This window comes from Streptomyces sp. NBC_00083 (genome assembly GCF_026343295.1).
Lineage (GTDB): Bacteria > Actinomycetota > Actinomycetes > Streptomycetales > Streptomycetaceae > Streptomyces.
The window spans coordinates 483714-507032 of the sequence record NZ_JAPELY010000001.1; the positions used below are offsets into that span (position 1 = coordinate 483714).

Annotated in this window: 17 protein-coding genes; 11 read left to right on the forward strand and 6 right to left on the reverse strand. The window is 73.7% G+C overall.

Going from position 1 to position 23319, the window contains the following annotated elements:
* Positions 1–213 precede the first annotated feature (213 nt).
* Positions 214–1605: an LCP family protein gene (locus OOJ98_RS02130; RefSeq protein WP_267052890.1), complete on the reverse strand. Its 1392-nt coding sequence runs from the start codon at positions 1603–1605 to the stop codon at positions 214–216.
* Positions 1606–1810: 205 nt separating this feature from the next.
* Positions 1811–2563 (reverse strand): TIGR03089 family protein, encoded by a 753-nt coding sequence (locus OOJ98_RS02135; protein WP_267052891.1) that lies wholly within the window; start codon positions 2561–2563, stop codon positions 1811–1813.
* Between the two features lie 129 nt (positions 2564–2692).
* Between OOJ98_RS02135 and OOJ98_RS02140 the strand changes: the two genes are divergently transcribed.
* The 3 genes from OOJ98_RS02140 to OOJ98_RS02150 all read left to right on the forward strand — a co-directional run bounded on the left by OOJ98_RS02140 (position 2693) and on the right by OOJ98_RS02150 (position 6808).
* Positions 2693–3958 (forward strand): N-acetylmuramoyl-L-alanine amidase, encoded by a 1266-nt coding sequence (locus OOJ98_RS02140; protein ID WP_267052892.1) that lies wholly within the window; start codon positions 2693–2695, stop codon positions 3956–3958.
* 109 nt (positions 3959–4067) lie between these two features.
* On the forward strand, positions 4068–5150 hold the full coding sequence (locus tag OOJ98_RS02145) for an NDP-sugar synthase (protein ID WP_267052893.1): 1083 nt from the start codon (positions 4068–4070) through the stop codon (positions 5148–5150).
* Between the two features lie 683 nt (positions 5151–5833).
* The gene (locus OOJ98_RS02150; protein ID WP_267052894.1) at positions 5834–6808 is read left to right on the forward strand and encodes a DNA-3-methyladenine glycosylase; all 975 of its coding nucleotides are present in this window, start codon (positions 5834–5836) and stop codon (positions 6806–6808) included.
* A gap of 63 nt (positions 6809–6871) precedes the next feature.
* Here the strand turns inward: OOJ98_RS02150 and OOJ98_RS02155 are convergent, their stop codons facing one another.
* The 3 genes from OOJ98_RS02155 to OOJ98_RS02165 are packed head-to-tail and all read right to left on the reverse strand — an operon-like array spanning position 6872 to position 9633.
* Positions 6872–8164 carry a coenzyme F420-0:L-glutamate ligase gene (locus OOJ98_RS02155; RefSeq protein ID WP_267052895.1) on the reverse strand — a complete coding sequence of 431 codons (1293 nt, stop codon included), beginning with the start codon at positions 8162–8164 and terminating at the stop codon, positions 6872–6874.
* Positions 8161–9117 carry a 2-phospho-L-lactate transferase gene (gene cofD / locus OOJ98_RS02160; protein ID WP_267052896.1) on the reverse strand — a complete coding sequence of 319 codons (957 nt, stop codon included), beginning with the start codon at positions 9115–9117 and terminating at the stop codon, positions 8161–8163. The genes OOJ98_RS02155 and cofD overlap by 4 nt, the downstream gene beginning before the upstream one ends.
* A gap of 12 nt (positions 9118–9129) precedes the next feature.
* Positions 9130–9633 (reverse strand): cysteine dioxygenase family protein, encoded by a 504-nt coding sequence (locus tag OOJ98_RS02165; protein WP_267052897.1) that lies wholly within the window; start codon positions 9631–9633, stop codon positions 9130–9132.
* A gap of 739 nt (positions 9634–10372) precedes the next feature.
* Between OOJ98_RS02165 and OOJ98_RS02170 the strand changes: the two genes are divergently transcribed.
* From OOJ98_RS02170 to OOJ98_RS02180, 3 genes are all read left to right on the forward strand, one after another.
* Positions 10373–10636, forward strand: a complete 264-nt coding sequence (locus tag OOJ98_RS02170) for a WhiB family transcriptional regulator (RefSeq protein ID WP_267052898.1) — start codon at positions 10373–10375, stop codon at positions 10634–10636.
* Between the two features lie 594 nt (positions 10637–11230).
* Entirely contained in the window at positions 11231–15145 is a 3915-nt protein-coding gene (locus OOJ98_RS02175) for a glycosyltransferase (RefSeq protein WP_267052899.1), read from the forward strand.
* Positions 15142–16698, forward strand: a complete 1557-nt coding sequence (locus OOJ98_RS02180; protein ID WP_267052900.1) for a DUF5719 family protein — start codon at positions 15142–15144, stop codon at positions 16696–16698. The genes OOJ98_RS02175 and OOJ98_RS02180 overlap by 4 nt, the downstream gene beginning before the upstream one ends.
* A 25-nt stretch (positions 16699–16723) precedes the next feature.
* Here OOJ98_RS02180 and OOJ98_RS02185 read toward each other — a convergent pair whose 3' ends face one another.
* Entirely contained in the window at positions 16724–17302 is a 579-nt protein-coding gene (locus OOJ98_RS02185) for a metallopeptidase family protein (RefSeq protein ID WP_267052901.1), read from the reverse strand.
* Between the two features lie 209 nt (positions 17303–17511).
* On the opposite strand from OOJ98_RS02185, the gene OOJ98_RS02190 reads away from it, so the two are divergent.
* From OOJ98_RS02190 to manA, 5 genes are all read left to right on the forward strand, one after another.
* On the forward strand, positions 17512–17931 hold the full coding sequence (locus tag OOJ98_RS02190; RefSeq protein WP_267052902.1) for a DUF3499 domain-containing protein: 420 nt from the start codon (positions 17512–17514) through the stop codon (positions 17929–17931).
* A gap of 157 nt (positions 17932–18088) precedes the next feature.
* On the forward strand, positions 18089–19450 hold the full coding sequence (locus OOJ98_RS02195; protein WP_267052903.1) for a phosphomannomutase/phosphoglucomutase: 1362 nt from the start codon (positions 18089–18091) through the stop codon (positions 19448–19450).
* Between the two features lie 1126 nt (positions 19451–20576).
* Complete coding sequence (locus OOJ98_RS02200; RefSeq protein ID WP_267052904.1) at positions 20577–20759, forward strand: Trm112 family protein; 183 nt, start codon at positions 20577–20579, stop codon at positions 20757–20759.
* Between the two features lie 67 nt (positions 20760–20826).
* Positions 20827–21954, forward strand: a complete 1128-nt coding sequence (locus OOJ98_RS02205; protein WP_267052905.1) for an SIS domain-containing protein — start codon at positions 20827–20829, stop codon at positions 21952–21954.
* A gap of 173 nt (positions 21955–22127) precedes the next feature.
* Positions 22128–23294, forward strand: a complete 1167-nt coding sequence (manA, locus tag OOJ98_RS02210) for a mannose-6-phosphate isomerase, class I (RefSeq protein ID WP_267052906.1) — start codon at positions 22128–22130, stop codon at positions 23292–23294.
* Positions 23295–23319: the final 25 nt, after the last annotated feature.

Here is a 23319-nt window from a genome sequence, read left to right on the forward strand (position 1 = left end):
CGGTGCGAGTCGCTTCCCCCAAAGCGCGCTCAATCATTCGCTCCTGCAGTGCGCGGCCCGCCGGCCGGTCGCACCGGATCGCGTCACACTATCTGGCCAGTTCGTCCCGGAGCGACGGCCGTGACACATTCCACGCCCTTTATAACCGGGCATTTGACGCCAATCCGCCGCCGGTCACGCGGAATTCACAGGTCGCTCACGCCCCGGTGGCGCCTAGGCGCACGGGGATGAGGCCGCGTTCGTGCCCGGGTAGACGGGGGTCGCCGAGGCGCTGGGCGAAGGGTCCGGATCGTCGGGCTTGTCATCCCCGCCGGAGCCGGTCCCGTCCGTGCCGCCCTCCTTGGATCTGGCCACGTCCGCGGCGGGCGCCACCTTGATGGGCTGGTCCTGTCGCAGCTGGGTGAAGAGCCGGTCCGCCTCCGGTTGGACCAGTTCGTCCCGATTGCGGTCGTATACGTACGGCTGGCGCGGAACCGTGAGGAAACGGATGTTCTCGGTGGGAACGTCGCGCATCGAACTCACCAGGTCGTAGAGGTCCTTGAGGCTGTTCAGACCGGCGTCCGTCGTGATCGACCGGGTCGCCGCGTCCAGGACCGGGACGAGCCGGGCCGGGTTGAGCAGCACCCCGTTGCTCTGCACCTTCTTCATCAGCGAGCCGAGGAACTGCTGCTGGCGGTCCATGCGCTGGGTGTCGCTGCCGTCCCCGAAGCCGTGCCGGGACCGTACGAAGCCCAGCGCCTGCTCGCCGCGCAGGAGTTGGCGCCCCGCGGGGAGCTTGAGGTGCGCCTGCCGGTCCTCGACCGGCTCCTTGAGGCAGACCTCGACGCCGTCCACCGCGTCGACCATGTCCTTGAACCCGCTGAAGTCGACGACCATGTGGTGGTCGATCCGCACCCCGGTCATCTTCTCGACCGTACGGATCGTGCAGGCCGCGCCGCCGATCTCGAACGCCGAGTTGAACTGGGCGAACTGTGCCTTGGACGTGGTGCCGTCCGGCTCGCCGCAGGCCGGGAGGTCGGCCATCAGGTCGCGCGGCAGCGAGACGGCGGTGGCGCTCTGCCGGTCGGCGGCCAGGTGCAGCAGGATCGTCGTGTCGGAGCGCTGGCTGCCGCCGTCGTCCCTGCCGTACGAGGAGTTGCTGCCGGCGCGCGAGTCCGAGCCGATGAGCAGCAGGTTCTCGGCGCCGCGCACGACCGGGTCCGGCCGGTCCCGCTCGTACTTGTCGAGCTCGCGGGCGGTGGAGGTGTCGGTGTGGATGTTGCCGTTCAGCTTGCGGTAGAACCACCAGCCGGTACCGGCCGCCGCGAGCACGACGACGGAGACCCCGAGCGCGGTCCAACGCAGCCAGTGGCGACGGCGGTTGGGGGTGGCGGCGCCCTCTTCGGCGGCCGCGGCTCCGTCGGGTGCCGGGCGGCCGTCCTCGGCGCGGGTGTCGCCGGTGTCGCTGGTGTCGCTGGTGTCGCGGTTGTCTTCCCCGCCATCGGGGCCGGGGTCCGGCTCGGGGCCGGTGGGCGCGGTGGACTCGGACGTGGTGCCGCCGGTCTCGCCGGTGTCGTGTCCGGCCGGGCGCTCCGGGTCGGAAGGCGTGCCAGCACTGTCGGTCACGTCGGCGTCCATCCTCACGGGCCCTCGCGGGCCATCACGGGGTCGGCGGCACGCTGCGCCGCCGGGGCACCCCGGTAGACGGCCGAATCGCGCGCATGGTTGTGCGTACGGTCGATCATGTACCGAGGGCGCCGCGGTAGCCCGGGAGCCGGGCCCCGTGTGGGCCACAAGGGTGGAGATCAGTGCCGGGCCGGGGGACGGACGGTCACAGCGCGCGGTGCGTGACCCGCTCGCTCTCGGCGCGCTTGTCGAGCCCGCCGTCGGCGAGTTGGCCGAGATTGCGGCACAGGACGACCGAACCGCCCGCGGCGAGCGGCGCGTAGAGACCGCTCGCGAGGCCCTCCCAGCTGTCGTACGCGAGCCCCGACAGCAGCCGGGACCCGGGCGCGAGGCCGAGCGCCGCCGCCTCCTCGCGGGCGCGGGCGACGAGTTCGGCCGCGCTCAGATCCGTCTCCCCGACGGCGAGCGCCGGCCCCTCGGGGTCGACGGGTGCGAACGGCGCGAACCGGTCGCCCTGGCTCGGCACCTCGACCGCGTAGTCCGCGAAGCCGGCCGGGGGCTGCGGGAAGCGGCCGCCGAGCGGGCGCAGCGCGAGCGCGACCCGCTCGCCGGTGCAGGCGAGGGCCGCGTCGAGGGTGTCGGGACCGCTGACCACGAGGTCGGCGGCGGCCGGGTCGCCCCCGATCTCCACGGCCACGCCCACCGAGTGGCAGGCCATCAGCCACACGGCGCTCTGCCAGTGCGCGGGGAGCAGCAGCGCGAGCCGGTCGCCGGGCTCGGCGTTCAGGTCGCCCTGGAGCAGATTGGCGGTCTTGGCCACCCAATTGGCGAAGGTGGCGACGGACAGTTCGACGCGTTCGCCGGTGGCGTCGTCGTAGAAGGTGATGAGGGGGCGGCCCGGGTCCGCGGCGAGCGCGGATCGCAGCAGGTCGGCAGGGGTGCGGTCGCTGGCGTTCACGCGGCCAAGGCTACGTGGCGCACCCGGGCGGCACCGGTACCGGTGGGCCCGGTGCGTACACCGGTTTGGCCGACGGACCGTCAGTTCCGCATTGGACAGATTTGAACCAGTATGTCCACGATCGTCACCATGCGTAGCTTCCTTGCGTCTTCCATCGGCGTCGCCGCGATCGCGGCCCTCGCACTGCCCCTCGCGGCCACCGCGCCCGTCGTGGTCCCGGCCGCCGCCGCGGAACCCGCCGGCTCCACCCAGTCGCTGCCGCTCGCGCCGCTGCCCGGCGCGAACCGGTCGGCGGGCGGTGCCTCCCAAGAAGGCCTCGCGGTACGGGAGGTACGGCCGTTCTCCCTGGTCGGCGTCGTCTGGGACAACGCCGACGACGAACTGCACGGCAGCGTCCAAGTCCGCACCCGGGCCCGTGCCGGCGGCGCCTGGTCCGCCTGGCAGGACCTGGAAACCCACAACCACGACCACGGAGCCGACCCGGGAACCGCCGAAGCGGCGCGCCCCCTGCACGGATCCACCGCGCCCCTGTGGGTCGGCGACTCCGACGCCGTGGAGGCACGGGTGGACGCCGAACCGGCCGAGGAAGGGCAGGAGGCCGCGCCGCTCCCCGGCGGGCTGCGCCTGGATCTCGTCGACCCCGGCGCGGACCCCGCCGAGCAGGACGCCGGCGGGAGCACCCGCGCCGCGGGCACCCCCGACGTGCTGCCCGCCCTCGACGAGGCCGCCACCCAGGCGGAGGCGGCCGAGGCGGCCGGCTCCGACGAGGCCGGCCTGGCCCGGCCGTACGTCGGACCGCGGCCGCGCATCATCACCCGCAAGGGGTGGGGCGCCGACGAGCGGCTGCGCGAGCGCGGCTTCGTCTACACCAGGAGCGTCAAGGTCGCCTTCGTCCACCACACCGCGTCCGGCAACGGATACAGCTGCGCCCAGTCGGCCTCCGTCCTGCGCAGCATCTACCGCTTCCACGTCAAGAGCAGCGGCTGGCGGGACATCGGCTACAACTTCGCGGTCGACAAGTGCGGAAACATCTTCGAGGGCCGGGCCGGCGGAGTGACCAAGGCGGTGCTCGGGGCGCACACGCTCGGCTTCAACACCGACAGCACGGGCATCGCGGTCCTCGGCACGTACAACAGGGTCAACCCGTCGGCCGCCGCCCTCAAGGCCGTGGAGCAGCTCGCCGCGTGGAAGCTCGGACTGTACGGAGTGAACCCGAGGGGCAAGAGCACCCTCGTCTCCGGCGGCGGCAACCGCTACAGGAAGGGACGCAGCGTGAAGTTCAACGCCATCGCCGGTCACCGCGACGGGTTCGCCACCGATTGCCCGGGGGCCCGCCTGTACAGCAGGCTCGGCACGGCCCGGGTCACCGCGGCCCACTACCAGGGCCGGCGCTGACCGGGTAGCGGACGCGTCCGGGGGGTCTGCATAAACTGGCCGGCCGGGAGATCCGCCGAACACGCGACGGAATCCGAAGGCCGGCCCCAGCAGGAAGCAGAGACGACAGGTGACTGAAGCGATCCTCCTGGTCGGCGGCAAGGGCACCAGGCTGCGCCCGCTCACGGTGAACACGCCCAAGCCGATGGTTCCGGCGGCGGGCGTCCCCTTCCTCACCCACCAGCTGGCTCGGGCCCGTGCGGCCGGGGTGGACCACATCGTGCTCGCCACGTCGTATCTGGCCGAGGTCTTCGAGCCGCACTTCGGGGACGGCTCCGCGCTCGGCCTCAGCATCGAGTACGTCACCGAGGACGAGCCGCTCGGCACGGGCGGGGCGATCCGCAACGTGGCGTCGCGGCTCCGCTCGGGACCCGACGAGCCGGTCCTGATCTTCAACGGCGACATCCTGACGGGCCTGGACATCCGGGCCCTCGTGGACACCCACCGCACCTCGGGCGCGGACGTCTCCCTGCATCTGACCCGGGTCGACGACCCGAGGGCGTTCGGTCTCGTGCCGACCGACGCGACGGGCCGGGTCACGGCGTTCCTCGAGAAGCCCCAGACGCCCGCGGAGATCGTCACCGACCAGATCAACGCGGGCGCGTACGTGTTCCGGCGGTCGCTCATCGACACCATCCCGGCGGGCCGGCCGGTGTCGGTGGAACGCGAGACCTTCCCCGGCCTGCTGGCGCGCGGCGCCCACCTCCAGGGCATGGTCGACTCGACGTACTGGCTCGACCTCGGCACCCCGGCGGCCTTCGTCCGCGGCTCGGCCGACCTGGTGCTCGGCCGCGCCCCGTCCCCCGCGGTCCCCGGCCGCTGCGGCGACCGCCTCGTCCTGCCGACCGCGACGGTCGCCCCCGACGCGAAGCTGACGGGCGGCACGGTGGTGGGGGAGGGCGCGGTGGTGGGCGCGGGCGCACGCGTCACCGGCAGCACGGTGCTCGCCGGGGCGGTCGTGGAGGCGGGGGCGGTGATCACGGATTCGCTGGTGGGGGCGGGTGCGCGGATCGGCGCGCGGACGATCCTGGACGGCGCGGTGGTGGGCGACGGCGCGCACGTCGGCCCCGACAACGAGCTTCGCTCGGGGGTGCGGGTCTGGTGCGACGCCGCCCTGCCGGCGGGGGCGGTCCGCTTCTCCTCGGACCAGTAGGAGTTTTCGACCCCGGGTCGGGTGGGGGTGCGTCTTTGGCCTCGGGCCGGGTGGGGTGTGCTTTGACCTCGGGTCGGGTGGGTGTGCTTTGACTCCGGGTCGGGTGGGAGTGCGTCTTTGGCCTCGGGTCGGGTGGGGTGTGCTTTGACCTCGGGCCGGGTGGGGAGCTTTCGACCTCGGGTCGGGTGGGGTGTGATTTTGGGTGCGGGTCGGGTGGGGTTGCTCGCGCAGTTCCCCGCGCCCCTGGGTGGGCCGCCCTTTGGCAGGGTGCTTGGCATCGGCATCCCTCCCCCTTGGCAGGGTGCCCGGCATCTCCAGCCCGTCCGGCGTTTGAGGACGAGCGCCCTTCAGGCGCGAACGGGGTCTGGGGCGGAGCCCCAGGGGTTTGGACCTCAGCCCGTTTCCTAACCCCCGGAGGGTTTCGGGAAGGGGTGGGGTGGGGCCTCCCGGGGTCTGGGGCGGAGCCCCAGCAACCCCGGCTTTCGTCAGCAGACCGTGCCCGCGTCTCGCGCAGTTCCCCGCGCCCCTAAAAGTAGGGCACCCGGCGCCGCGCCCACGGCCCGCGCCCGCCGCGGCGGAGCCGCGTAGAAGGTGCAGCCCTGTGCCCCTGAGTAGGGCACCCGGCACCGAGCGGGTGGCTCGGTTAGGCTCGGGGGGCAGCCCACTCTTCGAGGACCCACCCCGTGGCAGGACGATTCAGCCCCCGCACCCCCACCCGACCCGCCCGCGCCCCCCACCCCGCCGGAGGCAGGACGCGGGTGTGGGCCGCCCGCAGGGGCCCGCTCGACCTGCCGCTCGTCCTCGGCCCCCTCAGGCGCGGCCCCGGCGACCCCACCTACCGCACCACCCCCGACGGCGCCGTGTGGCGCACCTCCCGTACCCCCGCCGGCCCCGCCACCCTGCGCGTGACCGCCGCCAAGGACACCGCGCACGCCGAGGCGTGGGGCGAGGGAGCGGAGTGGATGCTCGACCAACTCCCGGCGATGCTGGGCGAGTTGGACGACCCGGACGTCTTCGAGCCCCGCCACCGTCTCGTCGCGGAGACCCACCGCAGCCGCCCCGGCCTGCGCCTGACCCGTACCGGCCTGGTCCTGGAGTCCCTGATCCCGTCCGTCCTGGAGCAGAAGGTCACCGCGACCGAGGCCTACCGCGCCTGGCGGCTCCTGGTGCGCGGCTTCGGAGAGCCCGCGCCGGGCGGAGCGGCCCCCGAAGGCATGTACGTCATGCCGGACGCCCGGCAGTGGGCGATGATCCCGTCCTGGGAGTGGCACCGCGCCGGCGTCGACTCGAAGCGTTCGGACACCGTGATGCGCGCGGTGCGGGTGGCCCGCCGCATGGAGGAGGCCGCCGCGATGGAGCAGACGCAGGCCGCCGAACGGCTCCGGCTCATCCCCGGCATCGGCCCCTGGACGGCCGCGGAAACCCTCCAACGGGCCATCGGCGCGCCCGACTTGGTGACGGTGGGCGACCTCCACCTGCCCGGAATCATCGGCCACGCCCTGGCCGGCAACCGCAACGCCGACGACGCCGAGATGCTCTCCCTGCTTGCGCCGTACGCGGGCCAGCGCCACCGGGCCGCCCGCCTGATCCTGCTCAGCGGACGTACCCCGCCCCGCCGCGCCCCGCGCTTCCAGCCGAACAACATCGGCGTGCTGTAAGGGAGTCGGGGCAAGGACTGACGATATCTGTCAGCTGTCCGTCAGCTATCTGTCAGCCGTCCGTCAGCGCACCTCGATGAACGCCGATGTCTCGCGCGCCGGGCGTTCCCTGGGCGGCTCGGCCGCATGCCCCACCGCCACCGCACCCATCGGGTCCCAGTCGTCGGGCAGGCCGAGGACGTCGCGGACGACATCGCGGCAGAACATCGTCGAGGACACCCACGCCGAGCCGAGCCGCTCGCCCGCGAGGGCCACCAGGAGGTTCTGCACCCCGGCGCCCATGGCGACCACGAACATCTCGCGTTCCGCGCCGTCCCGGCGGGCGTCGCCGTAGTGGTGCGAGCCGTCCGTCACCAGGCACGGCACCACCAGGTACGGCGCCGCGCGCAGGACGTCGCCCCGGGCGACCCGCTTGGCGACCGACTCCTCGGACTTGCCGTCGCGGCGCAGGTCGGCGATCCACGCGTCCCGCATCGCGTCGAGCAGCCGGGTGCGCGACTCCGCCGATTCGAGCAGCACGAATCGCCAGGGCGTCGTGTGGTGCGGGGCCGGCGCGGTCACCGCCGCCGCCACCGCGCGCCGCACCGCGCCGGGGTCGACCGGCTCGTCCGTGAAGGCCCGTACGGTACGGCGCTGGGTCACCGCTTCCCGTACCGCCTCCGAGGTGCCGAGCCGGAACATGTCGTCGGCGGCGCTGCGCACCATCTCACGGGCCGAACCGTCGCCCGCGAGGTGGGCGAGGCCGCGGACCACCGCGACCGGAAGGCCGCCCGCCTTGCCCTTCACCAGGTCGCCGGCGGCGGCCAGCTCGTCGGCGAGCGAGATCACGGTGGCGCTCAGCGGGTTGCCGTGCGCGTCCGTACCGCCGCGCAGGTCGTCCAGGACGCGTACGCCGCTGGCGCCGATCGCGACGTCGGTGAGGCCGTTGCGCCAGGGCCGGCCGAAGGTGTCGGTGACGACGACGCCGACCTCGACGCCGAGGGTGTCCCGCAGCCCGGCGCGGATCGCGGCCGCCGAGGCGTCCGGGTCCTCGGGCAGCAACAGGACCGTTCCGGCGGGGGTGTTGGAGGCGTCGACCCCGGCCGCGGCCATGACCAGGCCCTGCCGGTTCTCGACGATGCGCAGGGTGCCGCGCCGCGCCACCACCCGTACCGTCTCGGCGTCGATGGCCGCCTCGCGGTCGGCGGCCTCGGTGATGCGGCCCTCCGCCTTCGAGACGATCTTCGAGGTGACGAGCAGGATGTCGCCGTCGACGAGGCCCGGCTCGGTCGCGGCGATCAGCTTCGCCAGGTCGTCGCCGGCCCGCACCTCGGGCAGGCCGGGCAACGCCCACACCCGGAAGGAAGGGGCACTCACGCGCGGACCTCCTCCGCGAGCGTGAGGGCCTCGCGGGCCATCGCGGCGGTGGCGTCGAGGTCCGTCATCATCAGCGGCACCGCGCGGCAGCGGATGCCCGCCTCCTCGACGCGGGCCGTCGTGCCCGCGTCGACCGTGTCGACGAGCCATCCGTCGAGCAGCCCCGAACCGTAGTGCTCGGCGACCGCCGCCGCCGTGGACTCCACGCCGACCGCCGCGAGCACCTTGTCGGCCATGCCGCGCACCGGGGCGTCGCCCACGATGGGGGAGAGGCCGACCACCGGCACGCCCGCCTCGGCGATCGCCTCACGGATCCCCGGCACCGCCAGGATGGTGCCGACGGACACGACCGGGTTGGACGGCGGGAAGAGGATGACGTCGGCCGCGGCGATGGCTTCGAGGACACCCGGCGCGGGCTTGGCCTGCTCGGCGCCGACCGGGACGACGGCCTGCGCGTCGACGGAGGCGCGCAGCTTCACCCAGTACTCCTGGAAGTGGATCGCCTTGCGCTCGCCGTCCACGTCCACGGCGACATGGGTCTCGACGCGGTCGTCGGACATCGGGAGGAGGCGGACGCCGGGCTGCCAGCGGGCGCACAGCGCCTCGGTGACGGCGCTCAGCGGGTAGCCCGCGCCGAGCATCTGCGTACGGACGATGTGCGTCGCGAAGTCACGGTCGCCGAGCCCGAACCACTCGGGCCCCACCCTGTACGCCGCGAGCTCCTCCTTGACCTTGAAGGTCTCGTCGGTACGCCCCCAGCCCTGCTCCTCGTTGATGCCGCCGCCCAGGGTGTACATCACGGTGTCGAGGTCGGGGCAGACCTTCAGGCCGAACAGATGGATGTCGTCACCGGTGTTGCCGATGACGGTGATGTCCGCGTCGGGGGCGGCGGACTTGAGACCTCGTAGGAAGCGGGCACCACCGATGCCGCCTGCCAGAACCACAATGCGCATGCACAGAGTTTGTCAGGCGGGTACGACATCCTGGCTCGCCGGGGCGGACTGGCTCGGGTGCATGGGCATGTCGGTCAGGCCCGGGTAGTAGATGTGCAGGCTGACGGCCGGTTCGAGGGAGTCGTTGGCGACCTCGTGGACATAGCCCGGAGCGAAGATCCGCTGGGAGCCGGCGGCCAGCCGCCGCACGCCCCGGTCCGTGCGCTCGGTCAACTCGCCCTCCAGGACGGTGAGCGCGCCCGAGGACGTGCCGTGGTCGTGGGCGCCGCTGCCCTGTCCGGGGACCCAGGACAGCAGCCAGACCTCGTAGCCGGGCCCGGTGCGGAGCCGGTGGTACCAGCGGGAGGCCGCGTCGTACTGGACGAGGTGGGCCCACTGGGAGCGGTCGGCGGCGATGGAGCGGGCGAGGCCGGCGAATTCGGCGACGGTGACCGGGTGCTCGCGGGCGGGCTGGAGGAGGTGCTGGACCTCCAGGATGTCGCCGGCGATCTGGAGGTCGCTGTGGCTGCTGTTCATGGTGCGGGGGTTCCTCGGCAGGAGTGCTGGGGTGTCGCAGATGAGGTGTTCCGCGCGGGTCGAGCCGATGCGGAGACGGCGGCCGCCCGGACGCGTGGCGCCTCGGGGCAGGCGAGGGAGAAGCTGGATCGCACGGGAAGGAAGAAGTGCGGGATCAACAGCTGGAACAGCAACAGCGAGCCTGGACAGCGCTGCGGAACCCACGGACGTGGGTCGCTCGGTGCGCTGCGGTCACTGACATGGGGTCCAGGAGACCGGGCCGATGGGTGTGTTGTCAACCCAATGACCGATTTGGCGGCAATGTTTCACCTTATCCGGTTACTGCGGCCGGAGAAAGGTTTGTGCACTGGCGGGGCGGGAGATGTGGCGCAGCAGGTGTGCAATCAAACACCGTCGCCTTCTCGTGATCTGAATGTGATCCGGGCCGCTTTCTGGGTACGGGCGCAACAAGATCAATGTTCGCCTCGTCCTCCTCTGTGATCGGACCGTGATCACAGTCGAGCGGGAGTCGAGTGGATCCGTGCGGAGAGGCGATGGCGTGAGCCAGTGGCATGTGTCAGCTTTTTGGCGATTTGAACACTTTCCGCATAGCCTTGGTTCCGCAGAGTGAATACGGGGCCCAATAGCAGATCTCGGCTTGACTGGCCCGGATCCACGCACTTGTAATTTCACTCGTGTCGTTCGGCCGGATTCGGTAACGGCAACATCACGGGGCAGCAAAGACAGACGAGGGGCGCACATGACCGAGCTGTTTCAGGAACTGCTGGTCGACGAGGCCGAAGAGGAGCTCGGCTGGCAGGAACGGGCCCTCTGCGCCCAGACCGACCCCGAATCCTTCTTCCCCGAGAAGGGCGGCTCCACGAGAGAGGCCAAGAAGGTCTGTCTCGCCTGCGAAGTCCGTTCGGAATGCCTTGAGTACGCACTCGCCAACGACGAGCGGTTCGGCATCTGGGGCGGCCTCTCCGAGCGGGAGCGTCGCCGCCTGAAGAAGGCGGCCATCTAGCGGGACGCGGCACGCCGCGTTCGGAGCGACCGCCTTCGCCGGGACGGCACCGCGCAGTTCCCCGCGCCCCTGACTACTCGGTGCCGGGCGGCACGTCAGCCTGTCCGGCGTTTGAGGACGAGCGCCCTTCAGGCGCGAACAGGGGTCTGGGGCAGAGCCCCAGGGGTTTGGACCTCAGCCCGTCTCTCACCCCCGGAGGGTTTCGGGAAGGGGTGGGGTGGGGCCTCCCGGGGTCTGGGGCGGAGCCCCAGCAACCCCGCTTTCGTCTGCGGACCGTGCCCGCGTCTCGCGCAGTTCCCCGCGCCCCTGTAGGGCACCCGGAGTCGAGCAGCCGCACCCCTGGCGGCACGGGTGCCGGGCGGCACGCACACCGGCCGGGCGGCATCCGGGAGCGCCCAAACCGCCCAACTCCGTACACAATCAACGGTCCGTCGCCCGCGCCCCGTCCGCGAGCGGCGGACCGTCTGTGTGGCAGCCGTTAGTGTGGGGCGCTGTCCACGGCACTCCGGTCACGTCAGAGCCCGTCTCGCACCGCCGGCCGCGCCGACCGCAGTCCGCACAGCAGCCTTCCGGGGCGGAGGGGCCCGTACCTCGATGTCCGTGCACAGCCAGTCGACGGCCCCGTACGAGGCGGCCGCGACACCCGAGTTCCCCCGACATGTCGTCACCGCCGTCGTCGTCGCGCACGACGGCGCGCGCTGGCTCCCCGACGTCCTGTCCGGACTCCTGGGCCAGGAACGCCCCGTCCAGAACGCGTACGCCGCCGACACCGGCAGCGCCGACGACTCCGCCCGCCTGGTCACCGAGGCGCTCGGCGCCGACCACGTGCTGCACCTCGCGCGCCGCACCGGCTTCGGCGCCGCCGTCGAGGAGGCCGCCCGCACCGCTCCCGTGCTCGGCCCCGAGGACCTGCCCTACCTCAAGCGCCCCAGCGGCTGGGACCCCGTCTCGCGCAGCTGGCGCGACGACAGCTACGACCTGCCCGAACTCCCGCACGGCGAGCCCGTGCAGTGGCTCTGGCTGCTCCACGACGACAGCGCGCCCGACCCCGGCGCGCTCGCCGAACTGCTCCGCGTCGCCGACTCCAACGCGCACGCCGCGATCGTCGGACCCAAGCTCCGCGGCTGGTACGACCGCAAGCAGCTCCTCGAAGTGGGCGTCTCCATCGCCCACAGCGGACGCCGCTGGACCGGCCTGGACCGGCGCGAACAGGACCAGGGCCAGCACGACCAGGTCAGGCCCGTCCTCTCGGTGTCGTCGGCGGGCATGCTGATCCGCCGCGACGTGTGGGACGAACTCGGCGGCTTCGACCGCAGACTGCCCCTGATGCGCGACGACGTCGACCTGTGCTGGCGCGCCCACGCCGCCGGACACACCGTGCTCGTCGCCCCCGACGCCACCGTCCGCCACGCCGAGGCCGCCGCCCGCGAACGCCGCACCGTCGACTGCGCGGGACGCTCCGTCGTCAACCCCCACCGGGTCGACAAGGCCGGCGCCGTCTACACCATGCTCGTCAACTCGCGTCCCGCGCTGCTCCCTTACGTGGTGCTCCGGATCGTGATCGGCACCCTGCTGCGCACCGTCGCCTACCTCGTGGGCAAGGTGCCCGGCCAGGCCGTCGACGAGGTCATGGGCCTCTTCGGCACCCTGCTGAGGCCCGGCCGGATCCTCGCGGGCCGCAAGCGGCGCGGCAAGAGCGGCATCGAGGCGAGCGAACTGCGCCCGCTCTTCCCGCCGCCCGGCGCCACCATCCGCGCCACCGTCGAATCGGTCGCCTCCAGCCTCGGCGCGGGCACCGAGGACACCGGCGGCTCCCGGCACGGCGCCGTCGAATCGGGACCCGGCGGCGACGACGCCGACTTCCTGGAGATCGAGCAGTTCGCGCGCCTCAAGAAGATCGCCGGCAAACCCGCGCCGGTCCTCTTCGCACTGCTCCTCATCGTTTCCCTCGTCGCCTGCCGCAACCTGCTCGGCGGCGGCTCCCTCATGGGCGGCGCCCTGCTCCCCGCGCCCGACCACGCCGGCGCCCTGTGGGACCGCTACGCGGACGCCTGGCACCCCATCGGCGTCGGCGGCACCCAGACCGCGCCGCCCTACCTCGCGATCATCGCCACCCTGTCCGCGCTCTGCTTCGGCTCCACCGGCTTCGCGCTGACCCTGATCCTCGTCTGCTCGGTCCCGCTGGCCGGGCTCACCGCCTACTTCGCGGCCCGACCCCTCATCGCCTCGCGCCAGCTGCGCTCCTGGGCGGCCATCGCCTACGCCTTCCTGCCCGCCGCCACCGGCGCCCTCGCCGCCGGCCGGGTCGGCACCGCCGTCCTCGCCTTCCTGCTGCCGCTCATCGCGCGGGCCGGCGCCTCCGCCGCCGGGTTCCGCGGCGACGGCGCCCGCGGCAGCTGGCGCGCCACCTGGACGTACGCGCTGCTCCTGACCGTCGCCATGGCGTTCACCCCGATCGTGTGGCCCCTCGCGGTGCTGCTCGGCCTCGGGGTGCTCGCGCTGCGCCGCACCGACCTCACGGCGTACGGAGTGCGCTTCCTGGCCGCCGTCGGCACTCCGCTGCTGATGCTCGCGCCCTGGTCGCTGAGCCTGCTCACCGGCCCGTCCGGCTTCTTCAAGGAGGCCGGCCTCGCCTACGGCAACGGCTCGGCCGGGGCCCTCGACCTGCTCGGGGCCAGTCCCGGCGGGCCGAAGACGGTCGGCGGTCTTGTGCTCATCGGGCTCGTCGGCGGTGCGCTCGCCGCCCTGCTGCGCTCGGAGCGCACCTTCGCGATCCGCGCCGCCTGGGTGGTCGCGCTCACCGGGTTCCTCTTCGCGGCCCTGTCCAACCGCAGCGGCTGGGCGGGCCCCGCGACCCTCGTGTACGGGCTCGCGCTGCTCGCCGCCGCCGGGCTCGGCGCCGAGTACGGCCGCACCCGCGTCGCCGGCCACGGCTTCGGCTGGCGCCAGCCGGTCGCCGCCCTGATCGCCCTCGTCGCCGTGCTCGGCCCCGTCTACTCCGCCGCGCACTGGATGATCGGCGGCGCCGACGGCCCGCTGGAGCGGCGCGACCCGGCGCAGGTCCCGGCGTTCGTCGCCGAGGAGAGCGGCACCCGCGACCAGGCCCGCACCCTCGTCCTCGGCGGCACCTCGCCCGCCAAGGTCGCGTACACACTGGTACGGGGCTCGGGCGGACAGCTAGGCGACGCCGAACTCGCCGCGTCCGGCGGCGACGACACCCGGCTCGGCAAGGTCGTCTCCAACCTCGTCGCGGGCTCCGGCGCCGACCAGTCGAGCCAGCTCAGCGGGTTCGCCGTGCGCTACGTGCTGGTGCGCGACGGCGCCCCCCGCTCCTTCGCCCGCACCCTGGACTCGACGCCCGGCCTCAGCCGGCTCAGCCAGCTCGACGGCAGCGCGCTGTGGCGGGTGGACCGCCAGGTCGCCCGCGCCGTGATCGTGCCGGCGAAGGGCGGCGAGAGCCTGCCGGTCGCCGCCGACCCCGTAGAGCTCCACACCAAGATCCCGGCCGGCGACGCGGGCCGTGTCCTGCGCATCGCCGACAAGGCCGCCCCCGGCTGGACCGCGACGCTCGACGGCAAGGCGCTCAAGCGGACCACCGTCGACGGCTGGGCCCAGGGCTTCGAACTCCCCGCCGACGCGGGCCGGCTCGACGTCACCTACGACGCCCCGATCCTCCACACCCTGTGGATCTGGGTCCAGGCCGCGCTCGCCGTCGTCCTCCTGGTGCTCGCCCTGCCGGGCCGGCGCCGCCGCGTCGACGACGACCTGCCCGAGGCGGAGGCGGCGGCGGCCCCCGTGCCCGCGCAGCCCGTCGCGGGCGAGGGCCGCCGGGCCCGCAGGCTCCGCGCGCAGGCCGACGCCGACCCCGAGACCCCGGCCGACGAGCCGCCCGGCCAGGCGGACGTGCCGCAGCAGCCGGCGTACGGGGAGTGGGACGCGGCGCAGTACGCCACCACCGCCCCGGCCGACGCCGCCCACCACGACGAGCAGGCGCAACAGCAGTACGACCCGTACCAGCAGCAGTACGGCGGCTACCAGCCGTACCCCGAATACCCCGAAGGCCAGCCCGCGCAGAACCAGTACCCGGACGGGCAGCCCGCGCAGGGCCAGTACCCGGACGGGCAGTACGTCCAGGACGCCTATCCCGGCCAGGGCTACCCGGAGCAGCAGCCCTACCCCGGCCGGCCCTACCAGGACGGCTCGGACCCCCAAGTGCCGGGTGCGGACGGCTCGTTCGACCAGGGCCGGTACGCCGACGGCGGGACCGGCGAGGGGCAGTACCCCGAGGGGCAGTACCCCGAAGGGCCCTACGGCGACGGGCAGTTCGGCGAAGGCTCCTTCGGCGACGGGCAGTTCGGTGCGGGGGCGGGGCAGCCGCCCTACGACCCCTACCAGCAGCCGCCCGCGCCCCACCGGCCGCAGGACGGCCCGTACGACCCGTACGGCTACGGATATCCGCCCGAGCAGCCCGAGCAGCAGCCGCACCGCCCCGACGGGAGCCAGCAGTGAAGCGCACCACCCTCTCCCTCGCCGCGGGGGCGGTCGCCCTCGCCGCGCTGACCGGCTTCGCGTCGCTCACCGCGCCCGCCGGCTCGGCGGACACCGGCGCCAAGGCCGCGGCGCGGCTGCCCGTCGAGCGCTCCAGCCTGCTCTGCCCCGCGCCCAGCAACTCCGATCTCGCCCAAACGACATACACCGCGATCACCCCCAAGGGCGCCGCGCAGGGCGGAGCCCAGGGCAAGCCGGGCACGGCGGTGCTGACCCCCGCGGTGCCGGCGCCCGCCGACGGCGGTGACACCTCGTCCCCCGACCCGGGCAAGGACGGCAAGGGCAAGAAGACGTCCGGCAAGCCGGCGTCCGACAAGCCCGTCCTCACCCTGAAGGAGCCGGGCAAGCCGGTCGCCGCCACCGCGTCCGGCGCCGACGCTCCCGCGCTCACCGGCTCCGCCGACGGGCTCCTCGCCCCCGGCTGGGCCGCCCAGCAGACCACGCAGATCACCGGCGGTGTCGGACGCGCCCTGCTCGGCACCAACTGCACCGCGCCGGACGCCGACTTCTGGTTCCCCGGCGCCTCCACGGCCAAGGACCGCCAGGACTACGTCCACCTGACCAACCCGGACGACACCGCGGCCGTCGCCGACATCGACCTCTTCGGCAAGGACGGCCCCGTCAAGGCCGACATCGGCGAGGGCATCACGATCCCCGCCAGGTCGAGCGTTCCCGTACTCCTCTCCACGTTGACCGGCACGGTGGCCGACGATCTGACGGTGCACGTCACCACCCGGGCGGGGCGGGTCGGCGCGGTGGTCCAGGCCACGGACGCGAAGGCGGGCGCGGACTGGCTGCCCGCCTCGGCGGACCCGGCCGTCTCCCAGGTGTTCCCGGGCATCCCGGGTGACGCCACCGACGTGCGCCTGATCGTGCACGCCAAGGGCGCCGACGACGCGGACCTCAAGGTCAAGCTGGCGAGCAAAGGGGGCAGCTTCGCTCCTGCGGAACTCGACACCGTGCACGTGAAGTCGGGGATGACGGCGTCCTTTGATCTGAAGAACGTCACGAGGGGCGAGGCGGGTTCCCTGGTTCTCACCCCAGATGCGGACGGTGGCACTCCGGTCGTCGCGGCGCTCCGGGTGGTCCGCGGCACCGGCGACAAGCAGGAGATCGCCTTCATCCCGGCCGCGGGGCCGGTCGGCACCCGCGCCACGGTCACCGACAACCGGGACAAGGCGTCCACCCTCGCCCTGACGGCGCCGGGCACCAAGGACGCCACGGTGAAGGTCACCTCCTCCGCGGGCACCGAGGGCGGCGAGCCGCAGACGAAGACGTACACCGTGAAGGCGGGCACCACGCTCGCCGTCGACCCGCCGGTCCCGGCCGGCCTCAAGGGTTCGTACGCGCTGACGGTGGAGCCCGATCCGAACGGCGGCCCGGTCTACGCCTCGCGCACGCTCGCCGTCACCCAGGACGGCGTGCCGATGTTCACGGTGCAGACGCTGACCGACGACAAGGGCACGGTCGCCGTGCCGGCCGCGTCCCAGGACCTCACGGTCCTCGGGAAGTAGCGCCGCGGGGGCCGGAACCGGCCGGTCATTCCTGCCCGTACCGGGGATCGACCGACTCCGGGGCGAGGCCCAGGAGTTCGGCGACCTGCTCGACCACGACCTCGTGGACCAGCATGGCCCGCTCGTCCCGGTTCTTGGTGCGGATCTCGACCGGCCTGCGATAGACCAGGATCCGGGCCGGCCGGTCCTTGCCCGCGGCCACGGCGCGGCCCAGCGGCACCGCCTCGTCGCTCCAGGCCGCCGAGTCCCCGTCGTCGCTCGCCGCGCCGGGGGATTCCTTGAACGGTACGTCGGTGACCAGGAACTCCACCTCCTGGAGCTGCGGCCAGCGGCGCTCAAGGCGCTCCACCGAGTCGAGCACGAGATCGCGGAAGGTCTCCGCCCTGCTGACCGAGAGCGGCACCTGGGGCGGCGCCACGGGTCCGCGCATGCCACGGCCGTGCCGGTCGCGGCGCCGAGGACCCGAGCGGGTGCCCGTACCCTCGCCGGTCCCTTCGGCGGTGCCTTCGCCCGTACCTTCGGCTGAGTGGGAGCTGTCCATCACTGACGCAGCGTAGCCCTCCGGGGCGGGTTGCGATCGCGGCGACGGCCCGGGATGCGCCATGTCGCGGGATGACCGTTCCGGTCGCGCGTGAGAGCGGTTGCCGGCGCGCCCGAGGCTAGGGATTTCACCTACTTTGACCGAATCGTTCCCAAGTGGCGCCCGCCAGAAGGCCGGTCACCGCCCGCGACCCCCTGTTCCTTTGCAGGTCAGCGCAGTTGCTCCAGAGCTCCTGTGCCCGAGCTCACAGCGCGACACGGTGGAGTGAGCTGGTGGAGAGTCGTCGCGGCCCGGTCAAGAGTGCGGTACCGTCCAACGTCGTGAGCCCTGTACGTCGCTGTTCGCGCACCGCGTGCGGTCGCCCTGCCGTCGCGACGCTGACGTACGTCTACGCGGACTCGACCGCAGTCCTCGGTCCGCTCGCCACCTACGCCGAACCCCACTGCTACGACCTGTGCGCCGAGCACAGCGAGCGCCTGACCGCGCCCCGCGGCTGGGAGGTCGTCCGCCTGACCGACGGCTCCGCTCCGGCCCGCCCCAGCGGCGACGATCTGGAAGCGCTTGCCAACGCGGTACGGGAAGCGGCCCGTCCGCAGGAGCGCGCCGCGGGAGCCGGCGGCACGCGCTCGGCGGACCCGGTCGAGGTGGGCCGCCGAGGCCACCTGCGCGTCCTGCGCTCGCCCGAATCCTGAATCCCACCGGCCGTGCGGCCGAGTTGGCGAAGTTGAGTCTCCCGACCCCTGAAGTCCACCGAAGCTGTGTTCGGCAGCGAGGTGGTGGCGGGTAGTTTGGGAGCCCGGCCGGTGCCCCGCGGAGGGCATCGGCGACGACATCAGGGAAGGTTGGGCCGTGGCTGCTGATCTGTCGCAGATCGTGAAGGCGTACGACGTCCGCGGAGTGGTGCCGGATCAGTGGGACGAGTCGCTCGCCGAGCTGTTCGGCGCCGCGTTCGTCACCGTGACGCAGGCCGACGCCATCGTCGTGGGCCACGACATGCGGCCCTCGTCGCCCGGCCTCTCGGGGGCCTTCGCGCGCGGCGCGGCCGCCCTGGGTGCCGATGTCACGCTCATCGGCCTGTGCTCCACCGACCAGCTGTACTACGCGTCCGGCGCCCTCGACCTGCCCGGCGCGATGTTCACCGCCTCGCACAACCCGGCCCAGTACAACGGCATCAAGATGTGCCGCAAGGGCGCCGCCCCGGTCGGCCAGGACACCGGCCTCGCCGAGATCCGCGCCTTGGTCGAGCAGTGGTCCGAGCAGGGCGCCCCGGCCGTCGCGCCGAAGGCGGGCACGATCACCGAGCGCGACACGTTGACGGATTACGCGGCCCACCTCAAGGCCCTCGTCGACCTCAGCGCCATCCGCCCCCTGAAGGTCGTGGTCGACGCGGGCAACGGCATGGGCGGGCACACCGTGCCCACCGTGTTCGACGGGCTGCCGCTCGACCTGGTCCCGATGTACTTCGAGCTCGACGGGACCTTCCCCAACCACGAGGCCAACCCGCTCGACCCGGCCAACATCGTGGACCTCCAGGCCCGCGTCATCGCCGAGGGCGCCGACCTCGGCCTCGCCTTCGACGGCGACGCCGACCGCTGCTTCGTCGTCGACGAGCGCGGCGAGCCCGTGGCGCCCTCCGCGATCACCGCCCTGGTCGCGGCCCGCGAGCTCGCCCGCCACCCCGGCGGCACCGTGATCCACAACCTCATCACCTCGTGGTCCGTCCCCGAGGTCGTCCGCGAGAACGGCGGCACCCCCGTCCGCACCCGGGTCGGCCACTCCTTCATCAAGCAGGAGATGGCGGCCACGGGAGCGATCTTCGGCGGCGAGCACTCCGCGCACTACTACTTCGCCGACTTCTGGAACGCGGACACCGGCATGCTCGCCGCGCTCCACGTCCTGGCGGCGCTCGGCGGCCAGGAGGGCACGCTCTCCGCGCTCGTCGCCCAGTACGACCGCTACGCCGCATCCGGCGAGATCAACTCCACGGTCGACGACCAGACGGCCCGCGCGGCAGCGGTCCGCGCCGCGTACGAAGGCCAGGCGGGCCTCGACCTGGACGAGCTCGACGGCCTGACCGTCACGGCCGAGGACTGGTGGTTCAACCTGCGCGCCTCCAACACCGAGCCGCTGCTCCGCCTGAACGTCGAGGCGCGCGACGCCGCGACGATGGCGAAGGTACGCGACGAGGTCCTGTCCCTCGTCCGCGCGTAGCGCCTCCGGCGCGGGGAGGTTGCTTTTCGGGTGCGGCGGGGCTCGGTGGCGCGGGGGAGGCTGCCGTTCGGGTGCGGCGGGGCTCCGGGGGAGGTTGCTGCTCGGGTGCGGCGGGGCTCGGTGGCCCGGGGGCGAGTCGTCGAGGCGGCTGCTCCCGGCGCCGCGGGGCTCGGCGGCACGGGGCTCGGCGGTACGGGGCGGCCCAGTACGGTGCCTGCTCCGGTGCCGCGGGTGAGGGCGGATTGCTGAGACGCCCGCTCTCGACACCCCCGAGCACGAGGGCGCGGCGGCTGCCCCGCGGCCAGGAGGCGGCCCCGGCCCGCACGGAGCACGCCCGCCCCGGCCCGCTCCTTCTGCACAAGGCCGGTCCACCCCGGCAGCTCCTCCCTGGACAGGGCTGGCCCGGCCCCGGCCCACGCGGCGGCGGGTACGCCCCTCCCGGCCCGCACGGAGCACGCCCGCCCCGGCCCGCTCCTCGCGCACAAGGCCGGTCCACCCCGGCCCGCTCCTTCCGCACAAGGCCGGTCCACCCCGGCAGCTCCTCCCTGGACAGGCCCGACCCGGCCCGCTCCTCCCGCACAAGGCCGGCCCACCCCGCCCGCTCCTCCCTGGACAGGGCTGGCCCGCCCCCGGCCCGCACGGCGGCGGGTACGCCCCGCCCCGGCCCGCACGGCGGCGGGTACATCCCTCCCCGGCCCGCGCTCCGCCGGGTACGCGCGGTCCCCCGGCCAGCCCGCGCTCAGGCCGTATGGCGCCCGGCTCGCACGAGGCCGCCCGGCTCCCGGCCGGCCCGCAACGCCCGGACGCCTGGCTCGCCCGGCACCCGGCCCCGCACAGGGCCGCCTCGCGCCCGACCCGCCCTCGGCGCCCGCTCGCACGAGGCCGCCCCGGCCCCCACCCCGCTCGGCCCCCCGGACGTCAGCCCACTCCCGGCTCACCCCCCCCGCCCCGCCCCGCGCAGGCACCGCCCCCACCCCCCTCGCCGAAAGGCGTCACGGGAGCCCCCTCCGCAGGCACGCACCCCGTCCACCCCGGCGGTAGGCTGACCAGGCCCCACCCGTGCGCGCCCGTGTGCGGCCGCACGGAACCGCACGCGAAGCACAGCACGTACGCCGAAGGGAATCTCATGCCGCTCGAAGCCGGCCTCCTCCAGATCCTCGCCTGCCCGGCGTGCCACGCCCCGCTCACCGACGCCACTTCGGCGGACGAGCCCGAGCTGATCTGCACCGGCAAGGACTGCGCTCTCGCCTACCCCGTGCGCGACGGCATCCCGGTCCTCCTCGTGGACGAGGCCCGCCGCCCCGCGTAACCGGGACGCGAGCATCCAGCGCCCCAAGTCCCGGTAACCCGTCCCAGTAGAGCCGGAGGCCGACCCCATGCTCGACGAGTCGCTGCTCGACGCACCGGAAGCCCTCGCCAGGGCGGACCGCCGCGGACTCCTGCGCGGCGCCGCGGAGGCGGGCGCCCGCGTCCGTACCGCGGCCCGGCACGCGCAGGAGGCCGGCATCGCCGAGCTGAAACCGGAGGGCCGCCCCCGCTCCGTGCTGATCGCGGGCCCCGGCACCGCAGCCGCCGGTGTCGCCGACCTGATCACGGCGCTCGCGGGCGCCTCCGCGCCGGTCACCCGCCTGGAGTCGAGCGGCGTCGCACCCGCCGCGGGCGCCCTACGCTGGACCCTGCCCGGCTGGGCCGGCTCCGTCGACCTGCTGCTCATCACCACCACCGACGGTTCCGAGCCCGGCCTCGCCCTCCTCGCCGAGCAGGCGTACCGCAGGGGCTGCAACGTCGTCGCGGTCGCCCCCCAGCGCTCCCCGCTCGCGGAGGCCGTCGACGGCGTGCACGGCCTCGTCGTCCCGATGGCCGCGGGCCCCTTCGAGCCCGACGAGGCGGAGATGTCCGCCGCGAGCCCCGGCGCCCTGTGGTCCCTGTTCACCCCGCTGCTCGCGCTGCTCGACCGGGTCGGCCTGCTCAGCGCGCCTCCCGAGATCATCGAGAAGGTCGCCGCCCGCCTCGACCGCACCGCCGAGCGCTGCGGCCCCGCCATCGCGACCTACAGCAACCCCGCCAAGACCCTCGCATCCGAGCTCGCGGAATCCCTCCCGCTCATCTGGACCGAGGGCGTGGCCGCGGCCCCCGCCGGGCGCCGGTTCGCCGCCGTACTCAGCGAGCTGTCGGGCCACCCCGCGCTCGCCGCCGCGCTCCCCGAGGCGCTGCCCGCCCACGGCGTCCTGCTCGCCGGCTCGCTCGCGGCCGGCGCCGACCCCGACGACTTCTTCCGCGACCGCGTCGACGAGCCCGAGCGGCTGCACGCCCGGGTCGTCCTCCTGCGCGACCGGCCGACCGGCGGGCTCTCCGCCGCCCCCGCCGCCCGCGAACTCGCCCTGAGCCACGACGCCCCGATCAGCGAACTCGAACCCGAGGAGGGCAGCGAGCTCGAATGCCTCGCCGAACTCCTCGCCATCGCCGACTTCGCGACCGTCTACCTGACGATCGCGTCCACCTGACCCCTGAGCCCGCTCCGTCACCACTGACCCGTACACCTCACCGGTACGCCCGATCACGTACCGGTCCCGTACGCCCGACCCTCCCCGTACGCCCGACCCTCCCCGTACGCCCGACCCTCCCCGCACGCCCGGCCGGAGTCCGCACCCGGCGGCCGACAGAGAACACAGGACCCATGGACCGTCTCACCAACACCATCCGTCCCTACGCCTGGGGCTCCACCACCCTCATCCCGGCGCTCCTCGGTACCGAGCCCACCGGCGAACCGCAGGCCGAGATGTGGATGGGCGCCCACCCCATGGCGCCTTCCCGGCTCGACCGGGGCGCAGGAGCGACATCGTTGTCAGACGTGATCGCGGGGGACCCGGCGGGTGAACTGGGCCGCGCGTCGGTGGCCCGGTTCGGCCCCCGCCTGCCCTTCCTCCTCAAGCTGCTCGCCGCCGACGCCCCCCTCTCGCTCCAGGTCCACCCCGACCTGACCCGCGCGAAGGAGGGGTACGACGCCGAGGAGCGGGCCGGCATCCCCCTCGACGCACCGCACCGCAACTACAAGGACAGCAACCACAAGCCCGAACTGCTCTGCGCGCTCACGCCGTTCGAGGGCCTGTGCGGCTTCCGCACCCCCGAGGACGCCGCACGGATCCTGGCCGCCCTGGAGGTCGACTCCCTCAAGCCGTACGTCGACCTGCTCGGCGCCCACCCCGTCGAGGCCGCCCTCCGCGAGGTCCTCACCGCCGTCCTGACCGCCGACCGCGCGGAGATGGCGGCCACGGTCGCCGAGACGGCCGCCGCCTGCGCACGGCTCGGGGGAGCGCACTACGCCGCGTACGCCTCGCTCGCCCACCACTACCCCGGCGACCCCGGCGTCATCGCGGCGATGCTCCTCAACCACGTCCAACTCCAGCCCGGCGAAGCCCTCTTCCTCGGCGCCGGAGTGCCGCACGCCTACCTCGGCGGCCTGGGCGTGGAGATCATGGCCAACTCCGACAACGTGCTGCGCTGCGGTCTGACCCCCAAGCACGTCGACGTCCCCGAACTGCTCGAAGTCGTACGGTTCGAGCCGACCGACCCCGGGGTGCTGCGCCCCGAGGCGTCGGTGACGGGGGAGGAGCTGTACGAGACCCCGGCCGACGAGTTCCGCCTCTCCCGTTTCGTACGGGCCGACGGCGCGGCCCCCACCCGGCTGACTGCCCCGACCCCGCAGATCGTCCTCTGCACGGCGGGCAGCCCCTCGCTGGGGGAGCTGACGCTCGCCCCGGGTGCGGCCGTCTTCGTTCCCGCGGAAGAAAAGTCCGAACTGTCCGGTACGGGAACGGTGTTCCGTGCCACCGTCGTCGCCTGATGTAACAATGTGCCGCTTGCGGGGT